The 18,403-nt window shown below is 62.6% G+C and carries 20 protein-coding genes; all 20 read right to left on the bottom strand.

Annotated features, from left to right (window positions below):
- Positions 1-10: 10 nt before the first annotated feature.
- Positions 11-1,237: a beta-ketoacyl-ACP synthase gene (locus LOY38_RS27510; RefSeq protein ID WP_258697918.1), complete on the bottom strand. Its 1,227-nt coding sequence runs from the start codon at positions 1,235-1,237 to the stop codon at positions 11-13.
- On the bottom strand, positions 1,237-1,965 hold the full coding sequence (gene fabG / locus LOY38_RS27505) for a 3-oxoacyl-ACP reductase FabG (protein ID WP_258697917.1): 729 nt from the start codon (positions 1,963-1,965) through the stop codon (positions 1,237-1,239). The genes LOY38_RS27510 and fabG overlap by 1 nt, the downstream gene beginning before the upstream one ends.
- Positions 1,965-2,423 carry a hotdog family protein gene (locus LOY38_RS27500; RefSeq protein WP_258697916.1) on the bottom strand — a complete coding sequence of 153 codons (459 nt, stop codon included), beginning with the start codon at positions 2,421-2,423 and terminating at the stop codon, positions 1,965-1,967. Before LOY38_RS27500 ends, fabG begins: the two co-directional genes overlap by 1 nt.
- Positions 2,420-3,616, bottom strand: coding sequence for a beta-ketoacyl-[acyl-carrier-protein] synthase family protein (locus LOY38_RS27495; protein WP_258697915.1), 1,197 nt, complete (start codon positions 3,614-3,616; stop codon positions 2,420-2,422). Before LOY38_RS27495 ends, LOY38_RS27500 begins: the two co-directional genes overlap by 4 nt.
- Entirely contained in the window at positions 3,613-4,110 is a 498-nt protein-coding gene (locus tag LOY38_RS27490; protein WP_258697914.1) for a DUF3261 domain-containing protein, read from the bottom strand. The genes LOY38_RS27495 and LOY38_RS27490 overlap by 4 nt, the downstream gene beginning before the upstream one ends.
- Positions 4,110-4,835 (bottom strand): class I SAM-dependent methyltransferase, encoded by a 726-nt coding sequence (locus tag LOY38_RS27485; protein WP_258697913.1) that lies wholly within the window; start codon positions 4,833-4,835, stop codon positions 4,110-4,112. The genes LOY38_RS27490 and LOY38_RS27485 overlap by 1 nt, the downstream gene beginning before the upstream one ends.
- Entirely contained in the window at positions 4,832-6,079 is a 1,248-nt protein-coding gene (locus tag LOY38_RS27480; protein ID WP_258697912.1) for an NAD(P)/FAD-dependent oxidoreductase, read from the bottom strand. Before LOY38_RS27480 ends, LOY38_RS27485 begins: the two co-directional genes overlap by 4 nt.
- Positions 6,066-7,223 (bottom strand): sodium:proton antiporter, encoded by a 1,158-nt coding sequence (locus LOY38_RS27475; protein ID WP_258700801.1) that lies wholly within the window; start codon positions 7,221-7,223, stop codon positions 6,066-6,068. Before LOY38_RS27475 ends, LOY38_RS27480 begins: the two co-directional genes overlap by 14 nt.
- Complete coding sequence (locus LOY38_RS27470) at positions 7,223-9,562, bottom strand: MMPL family transporter (protein WP_258697911.1); 2,340 nt, start codon at positions 9,560-9,562, stop codon at positions 7,223-7,225. Before LOY38_RS27470 ends, LOY38_RS27475 begins: the two co-directional genes overlap by 1 nt.
- Positions 9,546-10,148, bottom strand: coding sequence for an outer membrane lipoprotein carrier protein LolA (locus tag LOY38_RS27465; RefSeq protein WP_258697910.1), 603 nt, complete (start codon positions 10,146-10,148; stop codon positions 9,546-9,548). Before LOY38_RS27465 ends, LOY38_RS27470 begins: the two co-directional genes overlap by 17 nt.
- Positions 10,145-10,570, bottom strand: coding sequence for a thioesterase family protein (locus LOY38_RS27460; RefSeq protein WP_258697909.1), 426 nt, complete (start codon positions 10,568-10,570; stop codon positions 10,145-10,147). The genes LOY38_RS27465 and LOY38_RS27460 overlap by 4 nt, the downstream gene beginning before the upstream one ends.
- Positions 10,563-12,107 carry a histidine ammonia-lyase gene (gene hutH, locus LOY38_RS27455; RefSeq protein WP_258697908.1) on the bottom strand — a complete coding sequence of 515 codons (1,545 nt, stop codon included), beginning with the start codon at positions 12,105-12,107 and terminating at the stop codon, positions 10,563-10,565. The genes LOY38_RS27460 and hutH overlap by 8 nt, the downstream gene beginning before the upstream one ends.
- Positions 12,088-13,035 (bottom strand): glycosyl transferase, encoded by a 948-nt coding sequence (locus tag LOY38_RS27450; protein ID WP_258697907.1) that lies wholly within the window; start codon positions 13,033-13,035, stop codon positions 12,088-12,090. The genes hutH and LOY38_RS27450 overlap by 20 nt, the downstream gene beginning before the upstream one ends.
- Positions 13,032-13,766, bottom strand: a complete 735-nt coding sequence (locus LOY38_RS27445; protein ID WP_258700800.1) for a glycosyltransferase family 2 protein — start codon at positions 13,764-13,766, stop codon at positions 13,032-13,034. The genes LOY38_RS27450 and LOY38_RS27445 overlap by 4 nt, the downstream gene beginning before the upstream one ends.
- Before the next feature lie 131 nt (positions 13,767-13,897).
- Complete coding sequence (locus LOY38_RS27440) at positions 13,898-15,580, bottom strand: acyl-CoA synthetase family protein (RefSeq protein ID WP_258697906.1); 1,683 nt, start codon at positions 15,578-15,580, stop codon at positions 13,898-13,900.
- Positions 15,577-16,122 carry a hypothetical protein gene (locus tag LOY38_RS27435; RefSeq protein ID WP_258697905.1) on the bottom strand — a complete coding sequence of 182 codons (546 nt, stop codon included), beginning with the start codon at positions 16,120-16,122 and terminating at the stop codon, positions 15,577-15,579. The genes LOY38_RS27440 and LOY38_RS27435 overlap by 4 nt, the downstream gene beginning before the upstream one ends.
- Positions 16,119-16,373 (bottom strand): acyl carrier protein, encoded by a 255-nt coding sequence (locus LOY38_RS27430; protein ID WP_007936741.1) that lies wholly within the window; start codon positions 16,371-16,373, stop codon positions 16,119-16,121. The genes LOY38_RS27435 and LOY38_RS27430 overlap by 4 nt, the downstream gene beginning before the upstream one ends.
- A 9-nt stretch (positions 16,374-16,382) precedes the next feature.
- A complete protein-coding gene (locus tag LOY38_RS27425; protein ID WP_258697904.1) occupies positions 16,383-16,658 on the bottom strand; it encodes a phosphopantetheine-binding protein in 276 nt (91 codons plus the stop codon).
- Complete coding sequence (locus LOY38_RS27420; RefSeq protein ID WP_258697903.1) at positions 16,636-17,448, bottom strand: 1-acyl-sn-glycerol-3-phosphate acyltransferase; 813 nt, start codon at positions 17,446-17,448, stop codon at positions 16,636-16,638. The genes LOY38_RS27425 and LOY38_RS27420 overlap by 23 nt, the downstream gene beginning before the upstream one ends.
- On the bottom strand, positions 17,424-18,149 hold the full coding sequence (locus LOY38_RS27415; protein ID WP_258697902.1) for a beta-ketoacyl synthase chain length factor: 726 nt from the start codon (positions 18,147-18,149) through the stop codon (positions 17,424-17,426). Before LOY38_RS27415 ends, LOY38_RS27420 begins: the two co-directional genes overlap by 25 nt.
- Positions 18,150-18,403: the final 254 nt, after the last annotated feature.

Below are 18,403 nucleotides of genomic sequence, written 5' to 3'. Positions count from 1 at the left end.
AGTAGTTCGATTACGACCAGCGGCGGAAAATCAACGAGGTGTTGACCCCACCAAAAGCGAAATTGTTGTTCATCACATACTGGTTGCTCATCTGCCGGAATTCACCGCGCAGGTAATCGAGCTTGCCGCACTGCGGATCGACCTCGTCGAGGTTGAAGGTGTGCACGTACTGGTCGCGGTTCATCATTTCGATACTGAACCAGGATTCCAGCGCGCCGCAGGCTCCCAGGGTGTGACCGAGGAAACTCTTTTGCGAACTGATTGGCATGTGTTCGCCGAACAACGCACTGGTCGCCAGTGTTTCGGCAATGTCGCCCTGTTCTGTAGCGGTGCCATGACCATTCACATAGCCGATGGCCGAAGACTGCAGTCCGGCATCTTCCAGTGCGAGCTCCATGGCTCGGCGCATGGTGAGCTGCTCCGGACGGGTGGCGTGCTGACCGTCGGCGTTGCTGCCGAAACCGACGATCTCGGCGTGGATGCGGGCGCCGCGTGCCAGGGCGTGTTCGAGTTCTTCGAGCACCAGCATGCCGCCGCCTTCACCGATCACCAGGCCATCGCGGCCGCTGTCGTAAGGACGAGGGCTGGTCTGCGGGGCATCGTTTTTCAGGCTGGTGGCGTAGAGCGCATCGAACACCATGGCTTCGGTCGGGCACAGCTCTTCGGCGCCGCCGGCGAGCATCAGTGGCAGGCGGCCGAACTTGATCGACTCGTAGGCGTAACCGACGCCCTGGCTGCCGCTGGTGCAGGCGCTGGAGGTTGGGATCAGTCGGCCAGTGAGGCCGAAGAAGATGCTGATATTCGCTGCCGTGGTGTGCGGCATCATCCGCACGTAGGAGTTGGCGTTCAGGCCTTCGGCCACCGAGTTGAGCAGCATGTTGCCGAACGCCTTGATTTCGTCGGTGCTGCCGGTGGATGAGCCGCAGGATACGCCCATGCGCCCGTCCTTGATCGATTCGTCGCCCAGCAATCCGGCGTCCGCCAGGGCTTGTTCCGCCGCGCCCACAGCCAGCCGTGATACCCGGCCCATGCTGCGCAGTTGCTTGCGCGTCCAGTGGCCGGGTACCTGGAAGTCGTCGATCGGCCCGGCCAGACGGGTGTTGAGTTCGGTAAAGCGATCCCACTCGTCCATGCGACGGATGCCGCTGCGGTTGGCGGCGAAGTTGGCGGCGATGGTGTCCCAGTCGCTGCCCAGTGAGGTGATGCCGGCCATGCCGGTGACGACGACGCGCTTCATCAGCACAGGCCTCCGTTGACGGCCAGAACCTGCCGGGTGATGTACGACGCTTCCGCCGACATCAGGAAATTCACTGCACCAGCCACCTCTTCCGGGGTGCCCATGCGTTGTGCGGGGATCATTTTCATCAATTCTTCCACCGGCACGTTTTCATCGAGCATCGCCGTGTCGATCAGGCCGGGTGCGACACAGTTAACAGTGATTTTGCGCTTGCCCAGTTCAATCGCCAATGCCTTGGCCGCGCCGATCAAACCGGCCTTGGACGCACTGTAATTGACCTGCCCGCGATTGCCGATCAGCCCGGATACCGAAGTAATGCAGACAATCCGCCCGGCGGCGCGACGACGAATCATCGGCATCATCACCGGGTGCAGCACGTTGTAGAAACCGTCGAGATTGGTGCGCATCACCACATCCCAATCCTCCTCGCTCAGGGCCGGAAAAGCACCGTCGCGGGTCAGGCCGGCGTTGAGTACCACGCCGTAATAAGCACCATGGGCTTCGACATCGGCTTCGAGGATAGCCTTGCAACCCGCTCGGTCGCTGACGTCGAATTGCAGGATGCGCGCGTTACGCCCCAGGGCCTCGACTTCGGCTTTAACCGCTTCGGCGTCCGCCAGGCCGCTGCGGCAGTGCAGCACGATGTCATGCCCGGCCCGGGCCAGACGCAACGCGATGGCGCGGCCGATACCACGGCTGGAGCCGGTGACCAGTACGGATTCAGTCATCACTCGACTCCTTGGGGTTCGTGAAGATATTGAGCGGCTTGAGGCGGGCGGAACACGTTCAGCCGGGCGGTGGCGTGGATGCCGGGGGCGGTGATGTGGCATTCGAACACACCCATGCCGTTGTCGTCTTCCAGTGAGCGTATCCCGTGGATGGTCAGCTCGGTGCCGGCGGGGAAGTGTTCCACGTTGCATTCGAATTTACGGGTGCCGAGCAGGAAACCCAGTTCCACCGCATTACCTTTCTGGCGCGCATGGCAGCCAGCGTAAGCGGCGACGCTCTGGGCCATCAGCTCGATGCCGACCCAGGCCGGCAGGCTGCCGTCGGGGCGATTGAACAGGCCGCCGGGTTTGACGGTGAGTCGGGTGTGAATCTGCTCGTCATCGAACGACAGGATCTGCTCGATGAGGATCATGTCGCCGGCATGGGGCAGCAGTTCGGCGAGCGGCCAGGCAATCATGGGGCGTCTCCGATAATCAGGCTGACGTTATTGCCACCGAAGGCAAAGGAATTGCTCATCAGGTAGCGAGGTGCAATGGACGTCAGGTGGTCGGACGGGGTCACCCAATGCAAGGCTGGCAATTCGGTGTCGGGCTGACCGTCCCAGACGTGGGGCGGCAAGGCATGCTCGCGGTTATCCGCGCTCAGGCTCAACCAGCAGAACGCCGCTTCCAGGGCGCCGGCGGCACCGAGGGTGTGGCCGGTCATCGGTTTGGTCGACGAGCAGGGCACGCCTTGCGGGAACAGCGTCGTCACGGCCAGGCTTTCCATGGCGTCGTTGTGTTGGGTGGCGGTGCCGTGCAGGTTCAGGTAGTCGATCTGCTGTGATTGCAGGCCCGCGCGGCTCAAGGCTTTGCGCATCGCTTGCAGGGCACCACGGCCGGTCGGTTCCGGCGCGGAAATATGGTACGCATCGGAGCTGGCGCCACTGCCGAGCAGGGCAATCGGTTGGCTGCTGTCGGCGGTTTTGCTCATCAGGAACAACACGGCGGCTTCGCCGATATTGATGCCGTTGCGGTTCGCCGAAAACGGGTTGCAGCGCTGTTCGGATACCGCTTCCAGGGCCGAGAAGCCGTTGAGGGTCAGCTTGCACAAGCTGTCGACGCCACCACACAACACGGCGTCGCACATACCCAGGTCGAGCAAGCGTTGGGCGCTCATCAGCGCGCGGGCGCTGGAGGTGCAGGCAGTGGAAATCACATAAGTCGGGCCGCTCAATTGCAGCCAGTCGGCGAGAAACGTCGCCGGTGCTCCGAGCTCTTGCTGCTGATAGTCATAATCGGCGGGGAACTGATGCTCACGGATGTAATGGGCCAGGCCGCGGCTGGCCTCGTCGATGCCCGAGGTGCTGGTGCCCAGAATGACGCCGATACGGTCGCGGCCGTAGGTCTGGATCGCCTGTTCGATGTCTTGGCGAATTTGCAGCGCGGCCTCCAGCAGCAATTGATTATTGCGACTGCCTTGACGAGCCAGCTCAGCTGGAATCGGCGCCAGCTCACCACGCACCGCCGCCACTGGCAACGAGCGCTCCGCCACCCAGCCGGCCTCGCTGCGCATGCCCGAGCAATCGCCGGCAAACAGGTTGCGGGCGACTTCCTGCTTGTCACGGCCGAGGGCGCAGATCACCCCGAGGGCGTTCAGGTAAGCGGTCATGGCGTGTTCTCGCCTAACGGAGTGATGCGGTAGTGTGGGCCTTGGGACACGTTCAATTCAAAGCTCAGTGGTTGTGACAAGCCGGGTGGTGAATAACGGATGTTCCAGCGTGGTGACAAGGACCGTTGCCCGTCATGCTGGCGGGCGGCGGGATAGTTGCCGTGCAACTCGCCTGCAGGGGTCAGCGCAAACAACAAGGCGGCGAACAGTTCCCGGGCTTCCGGATTGGGCGGTAGCAAGCCGTCAGCCTGCCACTGGCCATCGATCAGTTTCTGCCGTGCCACGGGAATCCCCAAAGGGTCCATCATCGACCAGCGAATACCAGGGCCTTCACGCTGGATCACCAGCAGCCAGTCCTGACGTTGCTCGGCCATCTGCCGTTCGATGTGCAGTTGCAGCGGCAATGCCAGGTGCGGGGTTCGCTCGGGCAGCGGTGCCTGGCTGGCGCAGGCGCTCAGCAACAGGGCACAACCCAGAAGCAGGAAACGAATCATCAGGCACTACCTTCAAGGGGCTTGCGCGCGACCACATTGACCAGGGTCTCTTCCCGTTGGCCAAAGGGTTTTGGCTGGCGCAGGCCGAAGCGTTCGAGCAGGCCGAAATCCTTGGCGCGACTCCACCACAAGTAAGGGTAAGACACGTTCTGCGGGCCGAACTCGAAACCCTGCCGACGAATCATCTCCAGATAGCCGGCGGCGCTCTTCTGCACGTGCATCGGGTGGCGGAACAGCCAGCGAATCACCCACGTATCAATGTATGCCTCGGTGGACTCGGCGAACAGCAAATAGCCGCCCGGCTTGAGCACCCGATAGAACTCGGCCAGGGCCTGATCCTGCTCGACAAGATGATGGAAGGTCTGGTGACAGAACAGCAGATCGACGCTGGCGTCCGGTACTTTGATGCTGGCGCAGTCACTGCCGATCAGCTCCACATCCATGCGTTGGCGGGCCGCTTCTTCGCCGCTCAGGTTAAGGCTGTGAGGATCGGCATCCAGGCCGATCAGGCGCTTGGGCGCGAAGGTCTGACGCAGGTACTGAAACGACTTGCCCTGGCCGCAGCCGGCATCCAGCAATACCGGATTGTCGGGCAATGGCGCGCTGAACAGGCCGCGCAAATCATTGATCGCCACTCGTAATACATGGTGCTGCCAGGTGTGGCTGCGCAGGAACCAGAAACCGAAACGGGTTTCTTCGACGTAGTTATCGCTCAAATAACTCATGTCGCATCCCTTGCGCAATGGTCCGAGATCATCCGCAGGCGACGTTTGGGCTCGCTGACAAACGGGTTGCGTTGATCCCAGGCGTAACCCGCGAGGATCGAGCTGATCATGCGGCGGATGTCTGCTGTGCCGCCCTGATAGAAAATCACATCCTGAAAGGTCCCGGCATACCAGCCTTCGACGTAGCAGCGGAAGGTGTCGACGCCACGCTTGAGCGGTTCGGCGAACTCGGTCTGCCAGTCGACGCTTTCACCTTGCAGTTGGCGGTGCAGCACCCCGGCGGCCATGCTTGCCGAACGCATGGCGATGGTCACGCCGGAGGAAAACACCGGGTCGAGAAATTCCGCCGCATTGCCCAGCAGGGCGAAACCGGGACCGTGCAGGGTTTTGACGTTGGCCGAGTAGCCGCCGATGGTCCGCGCGGGCGTATCCCACACAGCGTTGTTCAGCACACCGGCCAGGCTTGGGGTTTCAGCGATGAATCCGCGCAGGCAGTCGTCCAGATTCTCGGTGCGGCCTTCGAAGTGTTCGGCGGCCGCCACCACGCCCACCGAGCAACGGCCATTGCTGAACGGGATGGTCCAGAACCAGATGTCACGCTGGGTCGGATGGGTAGTGATGAGGATTTTTTCCCGCTCGAAAGCCGGGCTGTCGATACGGTCTTCGACGTGGGTGAACACGGCTTGGCGCACCGGAAAGTTCGACGGTGCCTCAAGGTCCAGCAAGCGCGGCAGCACACGACCGTAGCCGCTGGCATCGAGCACGAAATCGGCCTCGACGCGGTATTGGCTGCCGTCTTCGCGAAGCACATCGAGCTGCGGCTTTGGCAGGGTGAAGTCGACGCTGACGATGGCTTCGCCATAACGGACGTCGACACCTTGCAGTTCAGCCTGATCGGCCAGCAGCTTGTCGAAATCGGCGCGCTGGACCTGGAACGTCGTCGGCTTGCCGTTGCTGAACGTGTCGCCGAAATCGAAGGCGCTGTACTGATCGCCCCAGGCGAATGCCGCACCGTTCTTGCGCTGGAAACCGGCGGCGTTCACCGCTTCGAGCATGCCGGCTTCTTCGACGAAATCCAGGCAGTGGGACAGCAGGCTTTCACCGATGGAAAACCGTGGGAAATGCTGGCGCTCGATCATCAGCACATCGTGACCTTTACGCTTGAGCAGCGCGGCGGCGATGGCGCCCGAGGGGCCGGCACCGATTACCACCACCTGACGACGTTCCATTTCAACTGTTGGCACGGGAGCTCCTTGCCGGGGCGGCGATATTCAAAGGGATGCGGTGCATGCCGGCCAATGCCGGCAGCAGGGTTGCGATCAGGCCCATCAGCATCAGCGCGAAGTACAGCGCCGGGCTGATGAGCTGTTGTTGCAGCAGCAGGTTGAGAAAGACGATCTCGCTCAAGCCGCGAATATTCAGTAAAAGGCTTTCCCGCCAGCGGCTGGCACCTTCAAACGAGGCACCAGCCCAGCCGAGGCCCAGCCAGTTGCCCAACAGTTTGCTGGCAATCGGCAACAGCAGGAGCGCGGCCAATTGCACCCATCCGAGACTGTTGATGGCGCTGTGCACGTTGATCTGCACGATGCCGAACGTGAGGATCAGCGGGATGGCGATCCAGGTCTGCAAACGGTTCATCCAGGCCGCCGGCAAAGGCAGCACCAGCGGCACCTTGAGCGCAGCCATGCACAGCAGGTACCCGATACCGAAAATCAGCGCATTGAGTTTGAAGTGTTCGGCGACCACCAACAGCGCGAAGAAGCCGCCGCTGTGCAGCAACGGCTGACGCAAGCCGAGCAGTCGCAGCAACAACGGCAGGCAGGCGCCTGCCAGCGGCAGCAAAAGGCTGCTCAGGTGCAGGCTGCCCTGGGCGAAAGCGAACAGGGTCCAGCAGGTCAGATCGATCAGGATCGCGGTCTGCACCAGGCGCCGGGTGGCTGCGGGCGGGTAGTCGATGTGGCGCAGGTACAGATACAACACCGGAATCGCGGTGATGGCGAACAGCAGGCCGACCGCCAGCGAGCTGATCCACGGCTGCGGCGGCAACAGCCAGATCGCTGTCACCAGCCCGCAGGCAAATGGAATGCAGAAGCTCGGCAGGGCGATTTTCAGGCTCTGGCGATCCAGCCGCAGGTCGATCACGTCGCTGAGGATGTGCCCCAGCAGCAAGGCAAAGCTCAGGCTGTAGAGGTTTTTCAGCCAGCTCGGTGAGATCAGTTCGGCACCGCTGAGGTGCCAGCCCGGTTCGATCCAGAAGTACATCAGCAGCGGCAGGCCGAAGGTCGCCAGCAGCAACTGGCTGACGATCGGAATCAGACCGAAATGACGGCCGACACGGGTGGCCACGGCGAACAACACCAGGGCCATCACCCAGAACATCGCGACCATCACGCTGCCGGCTCCGCGACCGGGGCGGCGTGGGCTTGTCGACCGGCCCACGGCGCCAGGATGAAGCTGTACGCCAGGCCGAGGCTCACCGACAGGCCGAAGTTGCTCACCGCCGGCGTGCTGGACACTGCCAGCAGGCCGAACGACAACCACGTGGTCACCGCTGCCAGCAGGGTACCCAGCAGGCTCGCGGCGGCACCGCCGATCTGTTCGCGCATGAGGATCGCGTAGTCGACGCTGATGGCCGTCACCAGCAGCAAGCCGAACAGGCTGAACAGCGTCAGCGGCTGACCGAGCCAGCCGAGGCTTGCCAGGCTGCACAGGGCCGCCAGCAGCGGCAAGGAGACGATTCGCAACGCGCCACCGAAACCGAATGGCAGGATCAGCACCAGCACGATCAGCACGCAGGAGGCGAGTTTCAATTCAGCGGCACTGATTTGGGTCGCGGCGAATACCTTGTTCAAATCGCCGAGGCGGTCCACCAGTTCCACGCCCGGCAAGTCCAGCGCCTGGACCCGCAACAGCGCGGGATTGTTCAAGCCTTGCAGGCTGACCATCGCGGCCACGCCGTCATCGGTCGGCCCCAGCCACAGGGCGCGGTAGGGTTCGGCCAATGGGCCGACCATTGCCGCGTCGATGTCTTCGGTGGGCAGCGCCTGTAACTTCACCAACTCGGCTTGCAGGGCGTCAGCAGGTACGCCAAGGTCGAGCAACGGTTGCCAGAATTGCGGCAGCTTGCCCAGTGCATCACGCACTTTGTGCTGTTCGCTCGGCTGACTGACCAACTGGTTGAGCGACAGGTAGCCCTGGAGTTTTTCCAGATTGACCAACTGATCCAGACGCTCGCTCAGTGCCGTCTGGCGTTCAAGCAACTCCTGCTGATTGGCCGCGCGCACCAGGAAGAACTGGCTGGTGGGTTGATAGCCGGTGATGCGTGCGATGGTCTGGGCTTCGTCCGTCAGATGCTGGGGGGCGCCGACCCATTGGCGAATGTCGTTTTTGGTCTGCAGCTGCAACAGACCGCCGACACAGAAGGCGATCAGCAGCGCCAGCAGCACTGGCGTGCGTACGTATTTGAGCAGCGATTCACGCAGCGCCAGCAAAGACTCGGCGATGCGCATCGGCCATTGCGCCGGACGCAGTTGCGCGCCCTTGAGCAGCGCTGGCAGCAGGCACACGGCCGACAGATAGGCGCCCAGCAGGCCGGCGGCGGAGAACACGGCAATTTGGGTCAGGGCCGGGAACGGCGTCCAGGCCAAGGCCAGGTAGCCGATGCAACTGGTGATCAGGCTCAGCGTCAGCCCCGGCAGGGTCAGGCGCAACGCCGGCCAGCTGTGCCAGGGTTTCAGGCTCCAGCTTTTGGACAGGTAATGCAGCGGGTAATCCACTGCTACGCCGATCAGGCTGGAGCCCAGCACCAGTGTCATCACATGCATGTGACCGAACAGCGCCACGCAGGCCACCGCGCCGAACAGCATGCCCACCAGCACCGGGACGAATGCCAGCAATACCCGCCAACGGCGGAAGGCCAACAACAGCAGCAACAGAATCCCGAGCGTGGCGCCGCCACCGACCCAGGTCATCTCCCGCGCGGCTTGCCGTTGACCGCTGGCGGCATACAGCAGGCCGCTGGCGGCAAGCAGTTGCACATCGGCCTGGGCAGCTTCTTCGCGACTGTGCTGGAGCAGGTCGGCCACTTGCAGCGGCAGGTTCATGTCGAACGCGTTGCCGACGGTTCGCGCCCGCAGCATCACCCAACTCTTGCCGTCGGCATCGGCCACCAGCGCGCCGCTGCCGATGTCCAGTTGCACCGAACCGTGCTGGGGCTGGCTGTTCTGGATGCGCCCGGTCAGGCCGAGCCAATCGTCCTGGCTCGGCACCAGGCTGAACCCGGTGAACGGGTCGAACAGGGCTTGCACCCGTTGCTGGATGAAGGCGTCGGGGTGCTCGATGAGTTGCTGGCGGTCGGCCGCCGACAACATCGCCAGTCGGCCTTGCAGCAATTGCGTGCGCAGTGCGGGCAAATCAGCCTGCAAGTTCCACTGGACCTTTTCGAACACGCCGCTGGCCTGCCACTGCTCACCCAGTTTTTGTGCCATGGCGATGGCTTGCTGGCGGTCTTTATGGCCGACCAGCACCAGCATTTCCCGGTTCAGCGGTTCTTGCATGCGTTGCTCGGCGCGCAGCTCCAGCGCGTCCGGAGCGGTGCCTGGCACCAGCTCCATCAGGTTGGCCGACAGCGGAGTGCCGTCGCGCCACTGCCAACCGGCGAGCGCAAGCACTGCCAGCAGCAGGATCAGAAACAGCCGCGGCAGCATCCGTTCACTCGGCAAAGTCATGTTGCTCCGCATCGCTCAAAGGCTGGGCGCTGGTGCTGTCCTGCATGCGCAACAAGGTTCGGTCACCCTGGGTTTCGAGCAGCTCGATGCTGTGCACCAGTTCGCCGCCGTCAATGTTGATCTGGTTGAACACCTGCTTGAGCAGCATCGAGCGCGGGGTCAGGGTCAGCTTCCAGTTCTGTGCATCGCCGCTCAGCGACAGTTCGAAATCCCGTTGCAGGCCACTGCTGTCGCCTTGCAGCACCGCGAGGAACAAACGGTTCTGTTCGGAGCCGGCACTCTTGTTCGGCAGCATTTGCCAACCGTTGGCATCACGCCGGGCAATGCCCTTGTCGCTGATGCGGTAGTCCTGTTGCAGTGGCGTTTTCAGCAGCCAGAGCAGGCCGTGATTCTTCGCCAAAACGAAGGTGCCCTTGCTGGTCAGCGGCTGGGGCAGGGCGCGCAGGTGTTTTTCCTGGATGAAGCTGCCGTGGATCACATCGGGTTTGGCCAGTTGATCGCTGAGTTGCTGTAGATCGAAAGCCTGCGCCAATGATGAAATCCCGAGCAACGCTAAAGCGCCGAGGCATTTGAACAGCGAATTCATGGCAGCATCCTTTCAACCGCATCGGTGAACACCTTCGGCGAGGCCAACTGCATTTCGCGGCTGCTCATATCGACGGCGACCTGCACTGAAACAGCGCGGGTCAGACGTTCGCCGGTTGCAAGGTCGCTGATCAGGTAATTGATCTTCAGGCGATTCTCCCATTCCACCAGGCTGGCGCGCACATTCAGCTTCTGGCCGAACACGGCGCCGCGCACATAGCGCAGTTGCAAGTCGATCACCGGCCAGGCGTAACCCGACGCCACCATGGCGTCGTAGTTGTGGCCGATCCTGTCCAGCAGCGCACAGCGGGCGACTTCCAGGTATTTGACGTAATGGCCGTGCCAGACCACGTTCATGGTGTCGACGTCAAAGAACGGGACGAGGATTTCCGTATCGGTGTGAAGCACTCCCTTGCTACGCATGCAGCCTCCAGTGTTGCTCGGCGATGCGTTGCAGGCACAGGCGCAATTCGCCTTCCAGGGCACGGTCTTCGATGACCGGCGGGAAGTCCTTGGCCAATTCTTCGTGCATCGTGGCCAAGGCCGGTGGCAGTGGCCGGGCGTCTTCGGCCTGGCCGCGTAGCCAGACGCCTTGGTTGGCGGCCAGCAGCGTGGCGGCGGCGACCTGTTCGGTCAGCTCCAGCACGCGGATGGCGTCGCGGGCGGCGATGGTGCCCATGCTGACTTTGTCCTGGTTATGGCACTCGGTGGAGCGCGAGAAGACACTGGCCGGCATGGTGTTTTTCAGGGCTTCGGCGGTCCAGGCGCTGGTGCCGATCTGCACTGCCTTGAAGCCGTGGTTGAGCATCGCGCGGTCGGCGCTGGCGCCGGACAGGTTGCTCGGCAAGCCATGGTTGTAACGCTCGTCCACCAGCAGTGCGAGCTGACGGTCGAGCAGGTCGGCTACGTTCGCCACCAGGTTTTTCAGGCTGTCCATGGCGAACGCGATGTGGCCGCCGTAGAAGTGCCCGCCATGCAGCACGCGTTCGGCTTCGGCGTCGATGATCGGGTTGTCGTTGGCACTGTTGAGCTCGATCTCGATGAACGAACGCAGCCAGTTCAGGCTGTCGGCCAATACACCGAGCACGTGCGGCGCGCAACGCAGAGAGTAACGGTCTTGCAGGCGATGCAGCGGCGCGGTCGGCGCATCGATCGCCAGATCCTTGCGCAACCACGCAGCGACTTGCATCTGCCCTGGATGGGGTTTGGCGGCGAACAGGCGCTCGTCGAAGTGCTCCGGGTTGCCCTGCAAAGCGACCACGTTCAGCGCGGTGATGCGCGTGGCCAGTTGCAGCAGGTAATCGGCGCGGGCGTAAGCCAGGCAGGCGAGGCCAGTCATGACGGCGGTGCCGTTCATCAGCGCCAAGGCTTCTTTGGGGCGCAGCACCAGCGGTTGCCAACCCAGTTCGCGGTGCACATCGGCGGCTTGTCGGCGCTCACCGCGGAACATCACTTCACGTTCGCCGGACAAGGTCGCGGCGACGTAGGACAGCGGCGTCAGATCACCGCTGGCGCCCACTGAACCCTCTTCCGGAATCAGCGGCAGGATGTCGTGCTCGAGGAACGCTTGCAGGCGCTCCAGCAGCTCCACGCGAACCCCGGACACGCCGTGGCACAGCGACTGCAAACGCGCCGCCAGCACTGCGCGGGTGGCTTGGGCGTCGAGCAGTTTGCCCAGGCCGCAGCCGTGGAACGTATACAAATGGCGGGGCAGGGCTTCAACGTGATGCAGCGGTACGGCCACCACGCAGGAATCGCCATAACCGGTGGTCACGCCATAGATCACGCCTTCCTTGTCCAGCAGGGAGTCAAGGAACTGCGGACCCTTGGCAATGCGCTGGCGAAACTCGGGGTCGCCTTGCAGCTGCGTCGGCACCTGACGGTTGGCCAGGGCCAGCACGTCTTCGATGCGCAAAGGGAGTTCGCCGAAGGTTACCGGCTCAAGCGTTGGCGTCGTCATCGGTCTTCCAGAAAGGGTAAAAGTTGAACCATTGTTGGGGCGCTTCGAGGCAATAGTGACCCAGGCGTTCGGCGTAGCGGGAGGCCCACTGGTGAATGACCTGTTCGCGCTCGCTGCGTTTCCACACCACCGCCTCGGTGAACGGTTCGAGGGTCAGTCGATAGTCGCCCGTGGGTTTTTTCAGGCACAGCAGCAGATTGACCGGGCATTTCAGCAGGCCTGCCAGTAACCACGGGCCTTGGGGGAACGCAGCCTGATGACCGAGAAAGTCCACCGTCACGCTGCGCCCGCCATGCAGCGGCACACGGTCGCCGGCAATCGCCAGCCATTCGCCGCGTTCCAGGCGTTCATGCAGTTGCAGCATGATCACCGGGCCCAGCTCGCTGACCTGAATCAGCCGCAGATTGGTCGCCCCGGCTTCGCCCAGCAAACGGTTGAACTGCTCTGCGTGCTTGGTGTGCACCAGCACGTTCATGGTGACTTTCTCGCCGATCTCGGCCAGCGCCCGGCAGACCTCGAGGTTGCCCAGGTGCGCGCCCACCAGCATTTGCCCGCGTGTGCCGCGCAGTTGGTTGCGCAGCAGCGCCGGGTCGATGATCTCGATCTGCTCGATGCTCAGTTTGCCGTTCCACACATCGAGCTTGTCGAGCATGGAGTCGGCGAAGGCCATGAACTGGCCGAACACCCGCCAATGGGTCGGGCGCAATTCGTTGCGACCGCTCCAGTCGGCGAGCCGCTGCTGGTATTGCCAGGCGCTTTGGCGAGCACTGCGCCCGAACAGGAAAAAGTACAGCACGATGCCGTACAGCAGTGGGCTCAACAGTCGGCGGCCCAAGACTTTTGCACAGAGCGCGGTGAACTTCATCAGCCAGAAACTGCCACGCTCCTGGCGGTCGGCCCAGTGCTGTTTGTCTGTGTTGTCGCTCATGCTCGCCACCGTCGCCAGAGGATTACCGGTGCCCGCAGCAACATGCCGAAGAACAGCCGTGTGTGCATGCCCGAAATCAGAACATTGTCGTGGAACAGGCGGAAATGCGAGACGCCATCCAAAGGGTAATGAACCCTGGTTTTCAGCCACTGCATCGGCTGATTGCGCCAGGCCAGGCGCACCAGGATGTCGGAGTCGAAGTCCATGCGCTTGCCGATCCTGGCCGAGTCGATCAGTGCCAGGGTTGGCGGTAATGGATAGACACGGAAACCGCACATCGAGTCGCGAATCTGCAGCGACAGGGTGTTGATCCAGACCATGACGTGAGTCAGGTAGCGGGCGTACAAACGGCCCTTCGGCACGCTGGTGTCGTATTGCGGATAACCGCAAATCACCGCCTCGGGATGGGCACGCGAATGCTCGATGAAGACTTTGACGTCTTGCAAGTCATGCTGGCCGTCGGCGTCCACCTGCAAGGCGTGGCTGAAGCCCAGGCGCGAGGCCTCCCGCAGACCGGTCATCACCGCGCCGCCCTTGCCTTGATTGATGGTGAGCCTGATCAGGTAAACCCTGTCGCGCTGCGCCAGTTGGTCAAGCACCTTGGCGCAGGCCGGGCTGCTGGCATCGTCCACCAGAATGCACGGCAGGCCGCTGGCAAGCAGCGCATCGACCACGGCGGTGATGGCGGTTTCGTGGTTGTAGACCGGGATTACGGCGCAGGGGTTATGCATGATGGCGTGCATCTGAAGGATCGAGGTGTCTGCATCGCGAGCAGGCTCGCTCCCACAGGGAATTCGTGTTTAACAGCGATCCAATGTGGGAGCGAGCCTGCTCGCGATTGAGTGCGTAGCACTCACCAAAGTTATGCATCGCTGGCAGCCTCCAGCAAAATCCGCCCGCTGGAGCAGGTGGCGGTTTCATTGCAATAGGCGAAATACAACTTTCCGCGCGTTGGGTCGAAGCGCAGGTGCAACTGGATTTCATCGCCGGGACGCACCAGTTGCTGGAACTTCAGCACTTCCATGCCAGCGAATTTTGCCGGCAGGTCCATCAATTGCTGGCCCAGGCTCAATGCCCAATCCACCTGCACCACACCAGGCAATACAGGCGCCTGGGGAAAGTGCCCGCTGAAATACGCCAGGTCCGGCGGGACGGCCAGTTGCAGGCTCCACTCGCCATCGACTTCGACCTGCTCCAGCACTTGCGGCGTCTTTGGGCGGGGCGCCAGCAGCAAGGTTTCAACCTCGGCCTGGGGCAATTTGCCCTGCGCGTTCAGCGGCAGTTGCCGCAACAGGCGCCAGCGTCGTGGTAGGGCCAGCGTTTCACAATGCTGACTCAAATGCTGACGCAACGCTTGCGTGAGGCTGCGTCGCCCCTGGTTGCGCAAGGCATGCAGGCCTTGCTCGCTGAGCACCAGCAGCGCGCCCAATGAGGCGCGGTTTTCCTGAACCACCCCCAGCCGCGCTTCGGCGACCCAGGCGTGAGCCATCAACGCGTGTTCGAGCATCGGTAGAGAGATACGTTTTTCTTCCAGTTTGACGATCCGGTCCAGCCGCCCCAACAGTTCGAAACGGCCGTCGGCGGCGATGCGCGCGGCATCGGCGGTGTGTTCGATATGGCCGGCCGGCAGGTACGGTGACGCAATCAGCAGCGCCCCGTCGTTGTCCTGGCTCAGCGCCACGTCGGCGAAGGGCTGCCAGAGATTCTGGCCCTGACGCCAGGCGATACCGCCGGTTTCCGAGCTGCCGAGGATCTCGGTCGGCCATTGTTGCAGGCGTTGGTGCAGGCTTTGCGAGGCGTCGGCGGGCAACGCGCCACCGGAGGAAAACACTCGGCGCACCGCACTCAGCGCTGGCCAGTCGAGGTTGTCGCCCATGCGTTTGAGCAGCGCCGGGCTGGCGACCCAGGCGAAGGCCGGGTGTTCGCGGCTGGCGCGTTGCAAGTCTTCCGGGAAGGCCAGTTGCTTGCGCACGAACGGACGCCCGGCGCACAGCGGCCACAGCGCCCGGAACAGCAGCCCGTAGATGTGCTGAGTGGCGACGCTGCCGATGATGCAGGCTTCGCCCAGTTCCGCACCCCACAAGTGCTCCAGGGCCTCGACTTCATTGGCCAGTTGGCGCAGGGTTTTGTCGATGCGCTTGGGTTCGCCACTGGAACCGGAGGTGCACAGACTCAGCTGACAGCCGTCCAGATCCAGCGGGTTGGCCGGCAGCGGTGAATGCCGATAATCGCTCAGGTGTGCATCGTCGGCCTGGTCGGTCAGCCACAGATCGACCTCGGTCGACCAGCGCTGGCGAGTCTGCGCTTGCAGGTCGGCAGGCAGCAGCACGCTGACCCCGGCACGCCAGGCGCCGAGCAGGGCGATGGCCAGGTCGGCGGCGTCTTCAAGGTGCACGGCGATGCGCTGCACACCCTGGGTTTGCAGGCCGGCAGCCAGGCTCAGGGCCCGGTCGCACAATTGCGCGTGATTCAACGCCGGCTCGGCCGTCACGGCACGCTCCGGCTGAGCCTTGAGCAGCAGTTGCTCAAGTTTTATCCAATTCATGGGCGGCCTCGTACCCGTTGTCGTATGAGCCATTCAATGGCAAACATCAGGCCAATCAATCCATAGGAGATCAGGCCGGTGTACAACATCCACCAGCTCAGCGGCGCCCAAAGGGTCAGGGCGGCGGCGCACAAGCCGTTGCAGAGAAAAAACACGCTCCAGGCAATCGTCACCTGGCGGGTGTAGCGAATGGCCCTGGGCGGTAATTCCGGCTCCCGCAGACGGGCCAGGCGTTCGGCCATCGGCGGGCCATATTTCAGGCTCAAGCCGAACAGCACCAGCATGAACGCGCTGATGAGCACCGGGTACCAGCGCAGCAACACTGGGCTGTCGAACAGCGCCAACAGCAGGCAGAACGCGATGGCGACGGTGGCCATCCACAGGCTGCCAGGGCGCCGTTCGCCGGTCAGCGCCCGTGCCAGCCACAGGCTGCCCAGCAGCAGACCGAACTGCCACGGGGCAAAATGCTCCATGCCGAAATACACCGCAAAGGGGTACAGCAGGCCTGCCAGCAGCAGGCCAAGGCCGATCAGTCGGCTCATGCGGCGGGTTGAACCAGACGGTAGACCGCCTCGACCACGTCGCTGACGGTACGCACCGATTTGAATTCTTCGGCGGCGATTTTCTTGCCGGTCTGGCGTTTGATGTGATCGATCAGGTCGACCGCATCGATGCTGTCGATTTCCAGATCCTGATACAGGTTCGATTCCAGACTGATGCGCTCGGGGTCCAGCTCGAAGAGTTCGACCAGAGCATCGCGCAGGGTGTTGAAAATGTCGTCACGAGTTTGCATGGTCCGGTCTCAAACTGCCTGTTTTGCAGTGACGAACGCCGCAAGGCTCGCCACGTTGGTGAAGTGATTACGGGTGTCCTTGGCGTCGGCGTCGATTTTGATGCCGTACTTTTTCTGGATGGCCAGGCCGAGTTCGAGCGCGTCTACCGAATCCAGGCCCAGGCCTTCGCCGAACAGCGTTTGGTCATCGCCGATGTCTTCGAGGCTGATGTCTTCGAGGCCCAGCGCTTCGATGATCAGCTCTTTGATTTCCAGCATCAGGCTATTGGTGTGCAGTTCGCTCATCTTCGGCGAGCTCCTTAATAAAGTAATGGTGCAAATAATCATTGAGCTTGCGCGAGGCTTGGGGCGCAGGCCCCTGCGTAGCGAAGGCCTGTGGATCTATATCGGCCCCGACGCGGAAACTGAAGTGCACGCGGCGTTTGGGGATTCGATACCAGGGTTCGGCCTTGGTCAATGTGGTCGGGTTGACCTTGATGATCACCGGGGTGAGGATTCTCGCACCGCGCAGGGCGATTGCCGCGCCCCCCCGATGAAAGGCCGGCGATTTGCCGGGTTGGGTGCGGGTGCCCTCGGGAAAGATGATCAGGGTCTGACCGCTTTTCAGCGCGTCGGCAGCGGCGTCGAGCATGTCCATGCTGCCATCGTTGCTGATGTACTCGGTACAGCGCAGCGGACCGCGGGTGAACGGGTTTTCCCAGAGGCTTTTCTTGACCACGCAGTTGGCATGGCGCACAAGGCCGATCAGGAACACCACATCGATCAGCGAGGGGTGGTTGGCGACGATCATCTGGCCTGGCCGTCCGAGCTTTTCCGCCCCTTGAATGTCATAAGTCAGCACGCCACTGCGAGCCATGAACCGAATGAAAAACCAGAAACACCGGCTGACCGTCTGTCGTGCACGCTGACGATGGGCCTGGGCGTCTCCCGGCAGGCAGCTCAACAGTGGGAACACCACCAGTCGCAGGCATAGCCCGCCCAACCCGAACAGGGTAAAGCTCGCGGCGGTGGCCAGCAGGCGCCAGTAGTAGGCGTCGCGGTTTTTATCGGTTACAGGTTGCGTTGCCAGGTCCATACACGATTTTTCCAGGCATGTTGGCAGGTAGTCTGCTGACCGAGCAGGGTGCGTAACAGATTCAGGGCATGGGGCCAGCGGGCTTTGGACAACGCGTGGGGGGCGCTGTTCAGCGATAACTGCCACTGATTACCGGGGGTGATCAACAGGCCGACCGCGTAAGGGAATGGCACGTCGTCGATCCAGGTCGAATAGACAGCGGGCGGTTGCTCTTCGGTCACCACCAGCAGCACCGCAGGCGCGCCTTCGGCAAGCAGTGCCGCCGCCTCCAGCATGCCGTGTTCAAGGCCATCGCCGGCCGCGGCGAGGGCGGTCATTTCGCTGGTTTCGCCGCGCATGATCGACCACAGGCCGATCACCGCGTTGTGTACCGACAGGCTGAACTGGGTGGGCGACAACGGTTGGTCGGTCGCCAGATCGCTGAGAATTTCGAAGGTGCGCGGGGTTTCGCCGTGGCGGGAAATAGAGACCAACGGTAAATCCGGATGACCATCGGCCAAGGGCCAGCCGACACTGAACGCCATCCGCGCCAGACGGCTGAGTCGCCGACGCTGCATGGCCGGCAGAAACGACACATCCGGGGCGGCATCGCTGGGCTCGAGCACGACCGGTTGTCGGCTCCAGGCCTGCCAATCATCCACGCTTTCAAGCCCAGGGGCCCAAGCGCGCCATTGGGCGATGTTGAAGTTGATCACAGACATTCATCCCGCCCCTGCGGGCTTCCTTTAACGCGGTGAGTCGCAAGAACCGCGGCTGACCTGACGTGGCGCTTAGCGCCGAGTGGCGCGCATTATCCCGGTGCTGCGGGCGTGTAGCAAATACTGGTTACATTTTGCGCAACGAAATGTACCGTCTGGTTCGCGAAAAAAGCTGTCGTTTGGCCATTATCCACAGTGCAGCGGGCATGTCTGTCGGCGCTATTGGCTGTCGATGAACGAATTGGCAGCTTCTTCAG

This window comes from Pseudomonas sp. B21-015 (genome assembly GCF_024749285.1).
Taxonomy (GTDB): Bacteria; Pseudomonadota; Gammaproteobacteria; order Pseudomonadales; family Pseudomonadaceae; genus Aquipseudomonas.
This window is presented reverse-complemented; position numbering and strand designations above follow the sequence as displayed.

What these genes read in the sequence shown, in the direction of transcription:
- LOY38_RS27510 (WP_258697918.1), bottom strand. Translation starts at nt 1,237, where the DNA reads ATGAAGCGCGTCGTCGTCACCGGCATGGCCGGCATCACCTCACTGGGC.
- fabG (WP_258697917.1), bottom strand. Translation starts at nt 1,965, where the DNA reads ATGACTGAATCCGTACTGGTCACCGGCTCCAGCCGTGGTATCGGCCGC.
- LOY38_RS27500 (WP_258697916.1), bottom strand. Translation starts at nt 2,423, where the DNA reads ATGATTGCCTGGCCGCTCGCCGAACTGCTGCCCCATGCCGGCGACATG.
- LOY38_RS27495 (WP_258697915.1), bottom strand. Translation starts at nt 3,616, where the DNA reads ATGACCGCTTACCTGAACGCCCTCGGGGTGATCTGCGCCCTCGGCCGT.
- LOY38_RS27490 (WP_258697914.1), bottom strand. Translation starts at nt 4,110, where the DNA reads ATGATTCGTTTCCTGCTTCTGGGTTGTGCCCTGTTGCTGAGCGCCTGC.
- LOY38_RS27485 (WP_258697913.1), bottom strand. Translation starts at nt 4,835, where the DNA reads ATGAGTTATTTGAGCGATAACTACGTCGAAGAAACCCGTTTCGGTTTC.
- LOY38_RS27475 (WP_258700801.1), bottom strand. Translation starts at nt 7,223, where the DNA reads ATGGTCGCGATGTTCTGGGTGATGGCCCTGGTGTTGTTCGCCGTGGCC.
- LOY38_RS27470 (WP_258697911.1), bottom strand. Translation starts at nt 9,562, where the DNA reads ATGACTTTGCCGAGTGAACGGATGCTGCCGCGGCTGTTTCTGATCCTG.
- LOY38_RS27465 (WP_258697910.1), bottom strand. Translation starts at nt 10,148, where the DNA reads ATGAATTCGCTGTTCAAATGCCTCGGCGCTTTAGCGTTGCTCGGGATT.
- LOY38_RS27460 (WP_258697909.1), bottom strand. Translation starts at nt 10,570, where the DNA reads ATGCGTAGCAAGGGAGTGCTTCACACCGATACGGAAATCCTCGTCCCG.
- hutH (WP_258697908.1), bottom strand. Translation starts at nt 12,107, where the DNA reads ATGACGACGCCAACGCTTGAGCCGGTAACCTTCGGCGAACTCCCTTTG.
- LOY38_RS27450 (WP_258697907.1), bottom strand. Translation starts at nt 13,035, where the DNA reads ATGAGCGACAACACAGACAAACAGCACTGGGCCGACCGCCAGGAGCGT.
- LOY38_RS27445 (WP_258700800.1), bottom strand. Translation starts at nt 13,766, where the DNA reads ATGCATAACCCCTGCGCCGTAATCCCGGTCTACAACCACGAAACCGCC.
- LOY38_RS27440 (WP_258697906.1), bottom strand. Translation starts at nt 15,580, where the DNA reads ATGAATTGGATAAAACTTGAGCAACTGCTGCTCAAGGCTCAGCCGGAG.
- LOY38_RS27435 (WP_258697905.1), bottom strand. Translation starts at nt 16,122, where the DNA reads ATGAGCCGACTGATCGGCCTTGGCCTGCTGCTGGCAGGCCTGCTGTAC.
- LOY38_RS27430 (WP_007936741.1), bottom strand. Translation starts at nt 16,373, where the DNA reads ATGCAAACTCGTGACGACATTTTCAACACCCTGCGCGATGCTCTGGTC.
- LOY38_RS27425 (WP_258697904.1), bottom strand. Translation starts at nt 16,658, where the DNA reads ATGAGCGAACTGCACACCAATAGCCTGATGCTGGAAATCAAAGAGCTG.
- LOY38_RS27420 (WP_258697903.1), bottom strand. Translation starts at nt 17,448, where the DNA reads ATGGACCTGGCAACGCAACCTGTAACCGATAAAAACCGCGACGCCTAC.
- LOY38_RS27415 (WP_258697902.1), bottom strand. Translation starts at nt 18,149, where the DNA reads ATGTCTGTGATCAACTTCAACATCGCCCAATGGCGCGCTTGGGCCCCT.